This is a genomic window from Paenibacillus nuruki (assembly GCF_963311185.1).
Classification (GTDB): domain Bacteria; phylum Bacillota; class Bacilli; order Paenibacillales; family Paenibacillaceae; genus Saccharibacillus; species Saccharibacillus nuruki.
Genome location: NZ_OY725677.1, coordinates 3,855,648 through 3,868,854, shown reverse-complemented (window position 1 = coordinate 3,868,854; position 13,207 = coordinate 3,855,648). Strand labels below are relative to the sequence as shown.

Here is a 13,207-nt window from a genome sequence, read left to right as displayed (position 1 = left end):
TTTTTGGAAGTATGTTATTGAATTATTTGAATGCCCATTTCAAAACAAGTACCTATATAAAGCGCCAATGGATCGGACTTTTTTTCGGTTGCTTGGGAGCGACATTGATGCAATTCACCTTTCCAGTTGGAGATAATGTTTTGCTGGATTTACGCCAGATATCGATTGTACTTTCGATCAGTATGGGTGGCAGTGTAGCTGGGATTATCACCACAATTATGATTATGATCACCCGTATTATATTGAGTCCAACGATAGGGTTAAGTGCAATATTAGGATTAATCAATGCGGCGACGCTGTGTATTGTCGCTTCATGGATTTTTTCGCGAAGTATCACTTTTTATAAAAAATGGTTATATTCAGGCATTGCACTGACGATTATTGCTACGGCTTCTTTATGTATCGTATTAGGAAGAAATGAAATTGATAAAGTATTGGTTTTTATTGTCGTGGAATCAGCGGCGACTTTATTTATTTTTATGCTTACTCGATCCCTGCGCAAAAATAACGAATTGTTTGAAAAAGTCAGCAAAGAAGCTCAATTCGACTTTTTGACCGGATTGCATAATCCAAGAGCTTTTGAGAAGAAGTTTGAGCAATTGCAACATCAGGAAACCGATATGGCACATTCGCTACTGTTTATTGATATTGATCATTTTAAAAAAGTGAATGATGTGTATGGTCATCCTGCGGGGGATGCCGTACTTTTTCAGCTTGCTAATGTAATTCAACAAAGTATTCGCAGTACCGATTATGGTGCTCGCAAAGGTGGAGAAGAATTTGCAGTCTGGCTGGAATATTGTCAATTAACCGAAGCCAAAATGATTGCAGAGACGTTACGTACCAATGTGGAGAAGAAGAAATTTATATTACCTGATGGCAAAATGATTCATATCACCATCTCGATCGGTATTGGGATGTATCCTGCACTGATGTGGGATGAATTGTTAGAAAAGACCGATCAAGCGTTGTATCAAGCCAAACAGCAAGGGCGCAATCGTTCTTGTCTAGCACAGTCTTCACTTTAATAAACTAGCCAGTCCTATAGTATTCAAAATAGATATACGATCTCTTATTGTTGATGAGATCGTATTTTTTAGTATGTTTACAGTGTTCTGGATGTTTAAATTTACTTTTAATTAAAAATTTACATAAAAGAGGAATTAGATAGACAAAATAGAATTATGATAATAAGAGAATCAGAATGACTCATTCTGTCTCTACCTATCAAAGGAGGAATTGTTATATGCATAAGGTGGTAACGAAGCAGTTAACGATAGTGCTTTTGACAGCATTATTGATGTTCATTTCTTTATTGGGTGGATATCGTCCGGTAGCAGAAGCAGCAACAACATTAACTGTTGCTCAAGCGATTCAGGCTCAAAGTGGCGGGTCTACAATTACAGTTAAAGGGATTGTTGTTGGACATGCTTCAGGAGCTTCTACAGGCGATTTTACAAGCCCGTTTGCAAATGATTTCAATGTATTAATCGCAGACAGTAGCAGCGAACGTACAACAAGCAAGCTGTTAGATGTACAATTGAGTACTGCTTTTCGTTCACAGTTCGGTTTACAGAGCAATCCAAGTCTAATTGGCAAAACGATTGTCGTTACAGGTACAGCCGGTGCATATAATAATTTTGCAGGTGTGAAAAGCCCATCATCTGTTACTTTAGATGGCGGCACAACTACACCTCCTACAGAACCAGGGACAGATACACCTCTTCCTAACGGTACAGGTAAAAAAGTATTGTTTGATAACACGCACGCTCAAACAGCAGGTGCAGCAGATTGGGTAATCGATGGTGGATTCTCTGACTTTGCAAATGGACTCAAAGCAGATGGATTTACAGTAGATGCACTTACTCGTCCAGTACCCTATACATTTGGAGAGCAAGCGATCACTTATGATAAGATCAAAGGATACGATGTATTCGTTATCGCTGAGCCTAACGTTCCTTTCAAAGCAACAGAACAAGCAGCAATGCTTCAATATGTAAAAGGTGGCGGTAGTATTTTCTTTATTGCCGATCATTATAATGCAGACCGTAACAAAAACCGTTGGGATGGATCTGAAGCGATCAATGGCTACCGTCGTGGTGCTTACAGTAACCCAACTAAAGGCATGACAGCTGAAGAAGCGGCTTCTCCAGCAATGCAAGGTGTAAGCGGTTCGGACTGGTTAGGGTCGAACTTTGGTATTCGTTTCCGTTACAACGCGCTAGGTGATGTGAATGCCAATGATATCGTAGCTTCTTCCCAAGCATTCGGAATCACATCAGGCGTGAGTTCAGTAGCGATGCATGCGGGTTCTACACTAGCTATTCTAGATCCAACCAAAGCTAAAGGAATTGTATATTTACCGTCTTCTGTATCTAAATGGAACAATGCAGTCGATCAAGGGGTATACAATGGCGGTGGACGTGCAGAAGGTCCTTACGCAGCAATCTCTAAAGTAGGAGCAGGTAAAGCAGCATTTATCGGTGATTCTTCACCAGTCGAAGATGCTTCTCCAAAATATCTACGTGAAGAAACAGGCGCTAAAAAAACAACCTATGATGGATACAAAGAAGTGAATGATGCGAAGTTGTTGGTACAGACTGTAAGATGGTTGGCTGTGAAAGAAAGCTATACAAGCTTAAGCCAAGTATCGGGTCTGACTTTAGATAGCCCAACATCATTGTTGCCGATCGAGACACCTTCTACTTCTACAGAACCACAAGCAGAACCATGGGCAACACCAGCGGCAGGATACAAATGGTATGATCCTACAACATTCAAAAGCGGTTCCTATGGAGCAGCTTCTTAATTAAAGTAGTAAACGTATAAGTAATGAATAAAGAAAACAGCTTTCGGTCTGAGGATATTCTTCAGATGCGAAAGCTGTTTTTTTTATAATGAATGGATCTACATAACAAACGTTCCGATTACAAAAGAAATTCCGATAATTAATGAACGTAACAGTTGAGCAATAGCCATATTTCCTTTTTCGATCTGTTCACAGACTTTAGTGCGTGGTGTAACCCAATCGAATACCAGATACACCAGACAAAGAATCACAATACCGATCCCTGACCAGATTAATACATCGAGCCATGCGTCAGAGTTAATCGAGACTAACCCTACAATAATACATAATCCTAATAGCTTACTCCCCATGTACATGCCTGCCGCTTGGTTGCCTTCAGCGATTTGCTGGTTATCATTGTAGCGTGTCAATAAGCTGAAGATATAATACCCGACAAACAGAATCGCAAATAAAATCACTAATCCTATTCCGATATGCAATAAATCGGTTCCAAAGTTTTTCACTGTACTTCCTCCTTCAAAGTTAAATGTAGAATTTAGTGTGATCGATCTGATATAGATGGATCAACAGCCGCTGCACAGTAGCAAGCCAGATTATCGGTGACTTTGCCTCCAATACGAGGAAGTAATCCTGCAAACTGACCACCGATAACAAAAGCACCTGTTAACAAATAACCATCAAATGTTCCCTCAGTCGTTGTGACAGATACAGGTTCCATAGGGTGCAATTGTTGATAGATTTTGGGTTGATCTTCATAATAAGCGGCAATCTCTTCGGCTTCTGTAGGTATAGCATTAGAATCAATAATAGGGGATTCAGATACAGCTACCGAATGTTGTTCGGGTTGTTCGATCAGATGTGTGCCTAAGCCTTCACGTCCAAAAAAACCTTTGACCACATAGGGAATCTGTTGTTCTATAAAGACTTGATCTGTAAAATACGTCGGTAATAAATAATGCTCAATCCATTCACATTCTTGGGCTGTAAATAAAGTGAATCCCGTATATTCTGCCATCTGTGCATTGCGTTCATATAACGACCAGATCGTAGCCATAAATCCTTTACTTTGCGTTAAAATATGTTGCGTTGGATTGAGTAGACCTAGCTTCCCAATGTTCACCAATTGCAATAAATCTTCACCCACCAGTCGACCTGAATCAGCTTCCCTATCTTCGACCAGATACTCTAATGGATACAAGCGATATAGAATAGAAATACGTTCTACATCATGATACAGCCCTTCACCAGGGACAATCTTCAATTGTTCCAAAGGGATATACTTCGCTTCAATACCTAGCGCTAGACACTGCTCCATCATATATAACGTATTTGCACGATCTTCATCATGCCAGTCGTAACTGGTGAAATGGATGATTCTCCCCAATCCCTGCTGTTCATAATAATCAACGGATTGCTTGAACATTTGACGAATACAATTATTCATCTGCTTTGAAGCAGGTTGTAGATCAGGTGCATAACGCAACAATTCCTGTTCTAAAAAAGCAACTTCAGGTATACCGCTTGGGGTATCTGTATTATTTTCGATACATTTCAGCTCACCTTGAGAGCTAATAATCCAATCTAAGCGAGTAAATCCATCGATAGGAATAGCTTGTCTTGCGCTTTCGATCAATGCAGGATGAATGCCTAATTGTTGCAATAGATATTCATCTGGCAAATGTTCTTGTACAAACTGTAATGTTTTGCGATACAGATGATCTACATTTTCAGAACCGACTCGTAATTGTTCTAATTCGTAATCTTTATACAGCGTGAGCGCTGTTAAGCAGTAAGGTTTCTCATACATCATATGATACGGCACCTGTTGTTCAATCCGAGGGGTAAATAATTGTGCTCGTGTATAGGGAAGAGCGCGTGTCTGTCGCATCTACTTAACCTCCAGAAAAGAAACCACTAACTCCACCACTGCCGAAGCCACTATGGGAGCTACTTTTTTTCGAATACGACGAGCCACCGTAATAGCTACTGTGGGTATTACAGTTATACGCATTGCCGTTCTGATCATACTGACAATCGTCGTCGTAATCATTGCCACAACCAGAAAGGGTTGCAGGAACAGCTAGCATTAACGAGAAAGCGATCATTTTGGTACGATTATTCATGATTCGTTCACCTCACTTAAAAAAATCATCACTTTCTGCCGATCTGCATCCAGTACGGTGTACAAAATATCGTAAGTGATATCTTGCTGTACCAAATAGTGATCCAATAAGCGAAGAGCAAGATCAAGCGGAGCGACATAGGAATCTATCGCATGACGACGTTGAAAGGCTTTGCCATCCCAAAGCCAGTATTCAGGTGACAGACCGCTTGGATAATCTTTTTGCCCGCTGATCGTGGTCGCCAGACTGCGCTGATACGTAGACGGTAATTCTTCTGCAAATGGACGCAGATAGATCGTATGCTTCTCATGATCGACAGACTCATGAGAGACATGAACCCATATGCGATCATTTAACTTTACGGCATCTACTAATTTATGTACGAATAATTCTTCTTGTGACAACGAATGTATGTGATGCACTTCGCCGATTTCAGCTTGTTTGGCCTCTGACCATTCGATATATCGCAGAGGATAATACATAGCGTTCACTCCCTTTTGAATAATGTATCACTAGACTATTCCTTTTACGTCGTAATTTGTAAAAAGATGCACATTTTCCAGTATACCGATTTCTTTGCAAATAGGAACAAATATTTCGTGTAATCGGCTCTGTATCACGCAAAGTCAAGAATATGAATAACAAATTCGCAAACCGCAAAGGCTTGCTTGTATAATGAGCCTAACAACGTTTGTGAATAAGGTAGAGACGATCCATATTGCCTTATTTTCTTGGAACAACGTCTGCCACTTTTGTAACGATACAAGGAGGTATGACTGATGACAGATCGACTCTATAGACACACTCGTAAGCAACAACGTCTGTCCATGTCTCTATGGATAGAATGGCTGTTATTTTTGCTATTACTGTCAGTAGGACTAGGGTTAAGGTTATGGCTAGGAAGCCGTTATGCTGGATTTATGAGTGATCAGAATTTATTTGTACAATGGATGAATGCCTTACGAAAATATGGGCTGGGTACAGTCTATATACATGATCCCAATATTAACTACCCACCACTATTTTTGTTATTTATGCAGAGTTATGCTGCTTTTTTGCATGGATTTGGAATCACGATTCAAGCGGGTCAATTGTCTTTCAAATCATTATTAATTGTACTGGATCTGGTTGCAGGCATAGCTGTATTTGGCTGGTCGCTAGGGAAAGAAAAGGCGATTGTTCGTTGGGGGCTACTGTGTCTGTTTGTCCTGAATCCAGCACTGATTGTGAATAGCTCGATCTGGGGACAAGTGGATATTTTGAATGGGATGTTGATGGCTGGAGCCTTATTAACCTTTCTAGCGTCGCCTATTTTAGCAGGAATACTCTTTGTTTTAGCATTATTAACCAAATTGCAGGCAATTGTGATTGCTCCTGTGTTTGGATTGTATCTATTGAAATCTCTGTGGCAACGTAATATCAAGCCTTTGATCCATATGACGATAGGTGCCGTCATTCCTGTAATAGGGGTCGCTATTTATTTTGCTTCTTATGGCGGATTACAAGCGATGTTCAAAAGCGCGTATATGAGTGCAGTAGGCTTGTACACTCAAGTGACATTGAATGCACTCAATATCTGGTTTTATGTCGTAGGTACGGTTCCAACAACAAGCGATACAGCAAAGCTCTGGAACATCATTTCATTACGTAATCTAGGATTTATATTGTTGCTATTAGCTGTGATCTATACAGGTATCTACCTCTGGAAATGCCGTACGATTACAACAGCTATTTTACTCAAAGCCGGTGCATGGATATCCTTTGCCTTTTTTATGCTACCTACGGAAATTCACGAACGCTACAGTATTCCTGCGTTAATCTTGATCTTGCTGGTGACAATGCTGGATCGTAAATGGATTGCGATCGCATGCGTATTGAGTGTAACGATTACGTATAATCTATGGGGTGTACTCACAAGCAACCTTCCGCAACTTTCTGGTATGGTCGTCGTATGGATTCATATTTTTATTTTGCTATGGATCGGATGGTTAATGTATCGGGATATGCGAAGTACGAGTAGAGGAATAGTGTTGGTAGATACAAATAACTGATACTTAAATAATCTTATTACTATTAGAAAAGCGTGCTTTACAGTGGTTTGCTTCTCAATAAATCAAAAAACGCCTACAAACATCATGTCTGTGGGCGTTTATCAACTTGGTGGAAGCTTACATACTAAATTCAGATTCTCTAATAACCAATCCGTAGCGATCTATTCAATCGGAGGATTATTGTAGCATTTGCGACACACCGGATAATAACTTTCGTTACCACCAATTTGAATTTGCTCGCCTGTATACACAGGTTTACCATCTTTGACCCGCAGATTCATAATGGCTTTACGTTCACAGAACCAGCAGATCGTTTTCATTTCTTCGATTTTATCCGCATACAGTAGCATATACTGGCTACCTTCAAACAGATTATTTTGAAAATCGTTTTTGAGACCGAAACCCATCACAGGGATACTTAATTCATCCACGATGCGTACCAGTTGCAAAATCGCTTCTTTTTTCATAAATTGGCATTCATCAATTAATACACATGAAGGCTTAGGGGAATAATTTTTGACAATACTGTAGATATCCGTATCATCGTGAATAGCAATCGCTTGACGACGTACACCAATGCGAGAAGAGACATAACCGGTCTCATCGCGATTATCTAGCGCAGATGTAAAAATCAGAACATGTTTATCCTGTTCCTCATAATTGTGGGCCACTTTAAGAATCTCAATAGACTTCCCACTGTTCATTGCACCATGCTTAAAAAATAACTGTGCCAATGGTCATAATACCCCTTTCTGTAGATCGTTCTTTCTGTCAGCGTGATCTATTGTAGCAGGAATTAGAGGGAGAGACCAATTTAAAATCCAACGAAAAAACAACAAATCCAAGAACGAGTATGAGCCACTAGACTACTCTTATGCTTGCGTAGAAGAAGCTTCTGTTAATAATCCATCGAGCGTAGTTACCATTTGGCGTAAATACTGGATATCTTCTGCTGTCCATACATGATCTGGTTGGTATAGAATGAAGTTAAGGATTTCTTCACAGATATGATCGATACCTTCGTACGAGAGCGTAAGTGCCAATCCTTTGATAGCATGGGCATGACGATGAATCGCATCAGGTAATGTACGATGATCTGCTGACAATCGCCCGTGATCATAATCTTCGAAGCGATGGTGTAAATCTTGCATTTTGAGAGAAGCATCCGCCAAAAATCGAATTCTAGTTTGCTGAATGATCTGTTGATACCGATCTGCTTTTGACATGAATCTTTCCCTCCCTATTTTTCTGCAAAGGACGTGTAACCGTTTCATGAAAAAAATAGTTATTATTGATGATAGCGCTCCATTTACATTGTTGATTAAGCAATTGTTGGAAACAGAAGATGTAATCGTAGAATCATATGAGGATGCTGGTGACTTTTTGAAAATCCCTTCGCGTATTACAGGGTATGATTTGATTATTTTAGATATTCATCTACCGGATGTAGACGGACTGCATGTACTAGAAAATCTTAAAAACAAACCAGCTACCAAAGATATACCTGTGTTACTATTGTCAGGTGATTCTCGTTCTGAAATGGTCATTCGTGGTATGCGTATGGGGGCAATTGATTTCATGACAAAACCAATCGATCCTGCACAATTGATCGAGCGAGTATTGGATCATTTAGACAGAGGAATAGATCAATCATAAAAACGCTTTTACAGGGTACATTTTAGCATAAATTTAAAGGAAATAGACAGGATGTTTTGTATCGTTTAGATCAGGATACTTTATAAAAGAACTGTCTGAACCATTTTAAAATGAAGACTATAGTAAAAAAAGATGGAGAAGCAGCAGCCTATTTATTTTCAGTAGGCTGTTTTGTTTGTCCAATAAAATAAATATATATACCTAAAAAAATAAAATATCAATTAATACTTGAATACCCTATGGGGGTATGTTAAGATGGGATTATAAATGATTACAGGGGGCTACTTTATGGAGAAGATGGATCATCTGAATATTGAAGGTTCACCTCAGGAACATCGTGAATCTTGCGACCATAGCCCGGGAGAGGTTCGGCACAGTCACCATTCAGATGAGATGAAAAGTAATATGATTCGCCGTCTTAATCGTGTGGAAGGACAGATTCGCGGGATCAAAGGCATGATCGAGAAAGATACGTATTGTGATGATGTACTGAATCAGATTGCAGCTGCCCAATCCGCATTGAATTCGGTGGGTAGATTGTTGTTAGAAGGGCATATGAAGAGCTGTGTAGTGGAGCGAATCGAAGCCGGCGAGAATGAAGTGATTGACGAGCTATTGATAACGATTAATAAATTATTGAAATAATATAATCATAACTTTTTGAAGGAGGAAATAATCATGGCAACGATCAAATTAGAAGTAGAAGGTATGTCTTGTAATCACTGTGTTCAAGCGGTAGAAGGAGCACTGCAAGAAATTGGTGCTAAAGGCAAAGTGAATTTGGAAGCGAAGTCTGTAGATATCGAATACGATGCAGATCAAGTGGATATCATGAAATTGACTGATGCGATTGAAGAACAAGGATATGACGTTATCTCCACAGGCGGTTAATAGAACGATAGAGCTGTATACTGATTTATGTATGTTGAAATGAAGTGAATGTGTTGCCCTTAGTGATCCTTTGGGCAACTTTTTTTGGAAATATAAATACCCTATAGGGGTATTATGAAATAAAGAATCATATCGAAAAGGGAGGTTATTAGCATGAACGCATCATCAGAAGATCAGACCAAGCAATTAACATTACAAATTGGTGGCATGACTTGCGCTGCTTGTGCAACACGGATCGAAAAAGGATTGGGTCGTCTTGACGGGGTAGAAGAAGTGAATGTGAATCTAGCTCTTGAACGAGCTTCTGTCACTTATACCCCATCTACAGTAAATAAAGAACAAGTGGAACAGAAAATCGAACAATTGGGTTATCAATCACTGAAAGAAACTGTCGATCTGGATATTGCAGGTATGACCTGTGCAGCTTGTGCTACAAGAATTGAAAAAGGAATCAAGCGGATGGAGGGCGTCTCATCAGTCAATGTAAATCTGGCGCTGGAAACCGCCAGAGTTCAATATACGCCGGGTAGTCTAGAAACAACCGATATTATACGCAAAGTCGAAAAGCTAGGCTATACCGCATCTCCCAAAAAAGAAGAAGGTCTTCAACAACGACGAGCACATGAAGCCACTGTGCGAAAGTGGAAATTAATCGCTTCGGCGATCTTATCACTGCCTTTACTGTGGGCGATGTTCGGTCATTTTAGCGTGACATCATGGATTGGTGTACCGATGTTCTTAATGAATCCATGGGTACAATTAATACTTGCTACACCGGTTCAATTTATTATTGGAGGAGCTTTCTATGTGGGTGCTTACAAAGCATTGCGTAGCGGAAGCGCCAATATGGATGTACTAGTAGCATTGGGAACATCAGCTGCTTACTTTTATAGTTTATTTCTCATTATCCGTTCGTTGGTGGTACCAGGAACGACGATAGAATTGTATTTTGAAGTGAGTTCGATCTTGATTACATTGATTTTACTAGGCAAATGGTTTGAACATCGTGCCAAAGGACGTTCTTCGGATGCGATACGTAGCTTGATGGGCTTACGAGCTGTAACTGCTCGGATTGATCGCGATGGAGAAGAAGTAGAGATTCCAGTCGATGATGTGCAAGTTGGCCATATTATTATTGTCAAACCGGGTGAAAAGATTCCAGTTGATGGTGAAGTGGTCGAAGGGCATTCTTCTATTGATGAATCGATGTTAACCGGAGAAAGTCTACCTGTCGAAAAAACGGTCGGTGATCAGGTGATCGGAGCCACTATTAATCAGAATGGACGACTTAAGTTCCGTGCTGTTCATATTGGCAAAGAAACTGCGCTGTCTCAGATTATTCGTGTTGTAGAAGAAGCTCAAGTCTCCAAAGCACCGATTCAGCGTCTAGCTGATGTGATTTCAGGTATTTTTGTACCGATTGTAGTCGGTATTGCGTTATTAACCTTTGCAATCTGGTTCTGGGGTGTAACGCCCGGTGATTTTAGTGGAGCACTTGAAAAAGCAATTGCGGTACTGGTTATCGCTTGTCCATGTGCACTAGGGCTAGCTACACCGACTTCGATTATGGCAGGTTCAGGTAGAGCTGCTGAATACGGTATTTTGTTCAAAGGTGGAGAGCATTTAGAAGCGGCACACAAAGTAGATACAGTTGTATTAGACAAAACAGGAACGATTACACGTGGTGAGCCTATTTTAACAGACCTTCGATTTGCTAATCATCACGAACAGATTTCAGAAGATCAATGGTTAACATGGGTAGCGGGAGCGGAATCAGCTTCTGAACATCCATTAGCTAGAGCCATTGTACAAGGGATCAAAGATCGTGGATTAACACCTGTTCATGTAGATACCTTTGAAGCGATACCCGGCAAGGGTATACATGCAACGACAGGGCAACAATCGCTATGGATCGGAACTCGTCAATTGTTGCAATCTCAGCAGATTGATGTAGATTATCTTGAAGCAGAGATTCAAGAAGTTGAACAGCAGGGTAAAACAGTGATGTTAACTGCTATTAACGGTCAGTACGCAGGCTGGATTGCTGTAGCGGATACGGTTAAAGAAACATCACAAGCAGCAATAGCTCGTCTCAAACAAATGGGCTTACGTGTGATTATGATTACAGGCGACAATGAACGTACCGCTCAAGCGATTGCTAGCCAAACAGGTGTCGATCACGTATTGGCAGGTGTACTGCCTGAAGGTAAAGCTGCCGAGATTAGCCGTTTGCAACAAGAAGGTCGTATTGTAGCGATGGTAGGAGATGGGATCAATGATGCTCCTGCTTTGGCAACAGCCAATACAGGGATTGCGATTGGTACAGGAGCCGATGTAGCGATGGAAGCGGCAGATATTACCTTAATGCGTGGAGATCTGAACGGGATTGCCGATGCGATTATGCTCAGTCGCCGGACGATTCGTAATATTCGCCAAAATCTATTCTGGGCGCTTGCTTATAATGTTATTGGTATTCCTATTGCTGCCCTAGGTTTGTTAGCTCCATGGTTAGCCGGGGCAGCAATGGCTTTTAGTTCCGTATCGGTGGTATTAAATGCGTTACGTTTACAACGAATCAAATTATTATAAACTTGCATTTAGTACTAATTAATATGATAATAGTTATATATAATTAGTTAGTTATAAATGATTAGTAGACAGGAGTGTTCCTATTTATGAATGATACTATTTCTTTATTAATGAAGCACCGTTCGATTCGTAGCTATAAATCTGATCCCGTTACCGAAGAACAATTAGAAGCGATTGTTGCTGCTGGGCAAATGGCATCTAGTTCTAGTAATGTGCAAGCTTATAGTGTGATTGCCATTACAGATCCAGAGCGTAAGTCCAAGCTATCTGTGCTTGCAGGGAACCAACCGTATATTGAGCAATGCCCTGTATTTCTAGTATGGTGTGCAGATATGTATCGCTTGGAAAATGCGGTTCAACAGCATATGCCTGAAGCTGAATCTTATGGTGATGCCGCAGAAAACTTTATCGTGGCAACCGTAGATGTTACTTTAGCTGCACAGAATGCCGCAATAGCCGCAGAGTCTTTAGGACTTGGTGTAGTCTATATTGGTGGGATTCGTAACCATATCGAAGAAGTGTCTGATTTCTTAGACTTACCGGATCATGTGTACCCTATCTATGGCATGTGTCTAGGCTATCCGAATCAAGAGCCGGGTATTCGTCCACGCTTACCACAGAAAGCGATCTTGCATCGTGAATCCTATCAAGCAGATACAACTTTAGAAGCAATGAAAGAGTACGATGACACGATGGTTCGTTATTTGTCTGAACGTACAGGTGGAGCCAAAAGTGCACCATGGTCAGCTTTGATGGCTGAGAAAATGACGGCTCCTTCACGGATGCAATTAAAATCATTTTTAGAACGCAAAGGATTCAATAAACGTTAATTGTAATATCGTGATTTTACATCATAATATAGTGAAAAACCGTTATCGATTGTTCTCACGAAGAGTCCACGATAACGGTTTTTTATGTTTTATTCAGCTAATATTTTGAACCAACCTAATATAGAAATGATAAGCATCGTGAAAAGAAGAGCAGATAACCGTACAATGCGAGGTATAGCCAGCCAATACTTTAGCAATTTCCACTGTAGTTCTTTCCATTTTTCCCAATCGATGATCATGGAGCAAACACTCCTCTAT

Annotated in this window: 15 protein-coding genes; 8 read left to right on the top strand and 7 right to left on the bottom strand. The window is 40.3% G+C overall.

Features of this window, described 5'->3' with window-relative positions:
* The first annotated feature begins 11 nt into the window (after positions 1 to 11).
* Positions 12 to 1,028: a GGDEF domain-containing protein gene (locus RCP16_RS17180; RefSeq protein WP_308640896.1), complete on the top strand. Its 1,017-nt coding sequence runs from the start codon at positions 12 to 14 to the stop codon at positions 1,026 to 1,028.
* A gap of 272 nt (positions 1,029 to 1,300) precedes the next feature.
* Positions 1,301 to 2,809 carry a DUF6359 domain-containing protein gene (locus RCP16_RS17175; RefSeq protein ID WP_371748235.1) on the top strand — a complete coding sequence of 503 codons (1,509 nt, stop codon included), beginning with the start codon at positions 1,301 to 1,303 and terminating at the stop codon, positions 2,807 to 2,809.
* A gap of 98 nt (positions 2,810 to 2,907) precedes the next feature.
* Here RCP16_RS17175 and RCP16_RS17170 read toward each other — a convergent pair whose 3' ends face one another.
* The 4 genes from RCP16_RS17170 to RCP16_RS17155 are packed head-to-tail and all read right to left on the bottom strand — an operon-like array spanning position 2,908 to position 5,414.
* On the bottom strand, positions 2,908 to 3,312 hold the full coding sequence (locus RCP16_RS17170; RefSeq protein ID WP_069329606.1) for a DUF350 domain-containing protein: 405 nt from the start codon (positions 3,310 to 3,312) through the stop codon (positions 2,908 to 2,910).
* 32 nt (positions 3,313 to 3,344) lie between these two features.
* Positions 3,345 to 4,697: a glutathionylspermidine synthase family protein gene (locus tag RCP16_RS17165; protein ID WP_308640895.1), complete on the bottom strand. Its 1,353-nt coding sequence runs from the start codon at positions 4,695 to 4,697 to the stop codon at positions 3,345 to 3,347.
* A gap of 4 nt (positions 4,698 to 4,701) precedes the next feature.
* Positions 4,702 to 4,932 (bottom strand): hypothetical protein, encoded by a 231-nt coding sequence (locus RCP16_RS17160; protein WP_069329604.1) that lies wholly within the window; start codon positions 4,930 to 4,932, stop codon positions 4,702 to 4,704.
* Positions 4,929 to 5,414 carry a hypothetical protein gene (locus RCP16_RS17155; protein WP_083243671.1) on the bottom strand — a complete coding sequence of 162 codons (486 nt, stop codon included), beginning with the start codon at positions 5,412 to 5,414 and terminating at the stop codon, positions 4,929 to 4,931. Before RCP16_RS17155 ends, RCP16_RS17160 begins: the two co-directional genes overlap by 4 nt.
* A 297-nt stretch (positions 5,415 to 5,711) precedes the next feature.
* Between RCP16_RS17155 and RCP16_RS17150 the strand changes: the two genes are divergently transcribed.
* Entirely contained in the window at positions 5,712 to 6,983 is a 1,272-nt protein-coding gene (locus RCP16_RS17150) for a putative hexosyltransferase (protein ID WP_308640894.1), read from the top strand.
* A gap of 161 nt (positions 6,984 to 7,144) precedes the next feature.
* Here RCP16_RS17150 and RCP16_RS17145 read toward each other — a convergent pair whose 3' ends face one another.
* Both RCP16_RS17145 and RCP16_RS17140 read right to left on the bottom strand, forming a co-directional pair.
* Complete coding sequence (locus tag RCP16_RS17145) at positions 7,145 to 7,717, bottom strand: thymidine kinase (protein WP_069329602.1); 573 nt, start codon at positions 7,715 to 7,717, stop codon at positions 7,145 to 7,147.
* A gap of 138 nt (positions 7,718 to 7,855) precedes the next feature.
* The gene (locus RCP16_RS17140) at positions 7,856 to 8,209 is read right to left on the bottom strand and encodes an Hpt domain-containing protein (RefSeq protein ID WP_308640893.1); all 354 of its coding nucleotides are present in this window, start codon (positions 8,207 to 8,209) and stop codon (positions 7,856 to 7,858) included.
* 46 nt (positions 8,210 to 8,255) lie between these two features.
* Between RCP16_RS17140 and RCP16_RS17135 the strand changes: the two genes are divergently transcribed.
* The 5 genes from RCP16_RS17135 (at position 8,256) to nfsA (ending at position 12,949) form a co-directional block, all read left to right on the top strand.
* Positions 8,256 to 8,639, top strand: a complete 384-nt coding sequence (locus tag RCP16_RS17135) for a response regulator (RefSeq protein ID WP_069329600.1) — start codon at positions 8,256 to 8,258, stop codon at positions 8,637 to 8,639.
* A 288-nt stretch (positions 8,640 to 8,927) separates the two neighbouring features.
* The gene (locus tag RCP16_RS17130; protein WP_083243668.1) at positions 8,928 to 9,284 is read left to right on the top strand and encodes a metal-sensitive transcriptional regulator; all 357 of its coding nucleotides are present in this window, start codon (positions 8,928 to 8,930) and stop codon (positions 9,282 to 9,284) included.
* 33 nt (positions 9,285 to 9,317) lie between these two features.
* The gene (locus RCP16_RS17125) at positions 9,318 to 9,530 is read left to right on the top strand and encodes a copper ion binding protein (protein ID WP_069329599.1); all 213 of its coding nucleotides are present in this window, start codon (positions 9,318 to 9,320) and stop codon (positions 9,528 to 9,530) included.
* Between the two features lie 153 nt (positions 9,531 to 9,683).
* Positions 9,684 to 12,119: a heavy metal translocating P-type ATPase gene (locus RCP16_RS17120; RefSeq protein ID WP_308640892.1), complete on the top strand. Its 2,436-nt coding sequence runs from the start codon at positions 9,684 to 9,686 to the stop codon at positions 12,117 to 12,119.
* 86 nt (positions 12,120 to 12,205) lie between these two features.
* Entirely contained in the window at positions 12,206 to 12,949 is a 744-nt protein-coding gene (nfsA, locus tag RCP16_RS17115; protein ID WP_069329597.1) for an oxygen-insensitive NADPH nitroreductase, read from the top strand.
* Between the two features lie 89 nt (positions 12,950 to 13,038).
* Here nfsA and RCP16_RS17110 read toward each other — a convergent pair whose 3' ends face one another.
* Positions 13,039 to 13,188 (bottom strand): hypothetical protein, encoded by a 150-nt coding sequence (locus tag RCP16_RS17110; RefSeq protein WP_308640891.1) that lies wholly within the window; start codon positions 13,186 to 13,188, stop codon positions 13,039 to 13,041.
* Between the last annotated feature and the right edge of the window lie 19 nt (positions 13,189 to 13,207).

What these genes read in the sequence shown, in the direction of transcription:
- RCP16_RS17110 (WP_308640891.1), bottom strand. Translation starts at nt 13,188, where the DNA reads ATGATCATCGATTGGGAAAAATGGAAAGAACTACAGTGGAAATTGCTA.
- RCP16_RS17130 (WP_083243668.1), top strand. Translation starts at nt 8,928, where the DNA reads ATGGAGAAGATGGATCATCTGAATATTGAAGGTTCACCTCAGGAACAT.
- RCP16_RS17120 (WP_308640892.1), top strand. Translation starts at nt 9,684, where the DNA reads ATGAACGCATCATCAGAAGATCAGACCAAGCAATTAACATTACAAATT.
- RCP16_RS17135 (WP_069329600.1), top strand. Translation starts at nt 8,256, where the DNA reads ATGAAAAAAATAGTTATTATTGATGATAGCGCTCCATTTACATTGTTG.
- nfsA (WP_069329597.1), top strand. Translation starts at nt 12,206, where the DNA reads ATGAATGATACTATTTCTTTATTAATGAAGCACCGTTCGATTCGTAGC.
- RCP16_RS17180 (WP_308640896.1), top strand. Translation starts at nt 12, where the DNA reads ATGTTATTGAATTATTTGAATGCCCATTTCAAAACAAGTACCTATATA.
- RCP16_RS17155 (WP_083243671.1), bottom strand. Translation starts at nt 5,414, where the DNA reads ATGTATTATCCTCTGCGATATATCGAATGGTCAGAGGCCAAACAAGCT.
- RCP16_RS17175 (WP_371748235.1), top strand. Translation starts at nt 1,301, where the DNA reads ATGTTCATTTCTTTATTGGGTGGATATCGTCCGGTAGCAGAAGCAGCA.
- RCP16_RS17125 (WP_069329599.1), top strand. Translation starts at nt 9,318, where the DNA reads ATGGCAACGATCAAATTAGAAGTAGAAGGTATGTCTTGTAATCACTGT.
- RCP16_RS17160 (WP_069329604.1), bottom strand. Translation starts at nt 4,932, where the DNA reads ATGAATAATCGTACCAAAATGATCGCTTTCTCGTTAATGCTAGCTGTT.
- RCP16_RS17150 (WP_308640894.1), top strand. Translation starts at nt 5,712, where the DNA reads ATGACAGATCGACTCTATAGACACACTCGTAAGCAACAACGTCTGTCC.
- RCP16_RS17140 (WP_308640893.1), bottom strand. Translation starts at nt 8,209, where the DNA reads ATGTCAAAAGCAGATCGGTATCAACAGATCATTCAGCAAACTAGAATT.
- RCP16_RS17165 (WP_308640895.1), bottom strand. Translation starts at nt 4,697, where the DNA reads ATGCGACAGACACGCGCTCTTCCCTATACACGAGCACAATTATTTACC.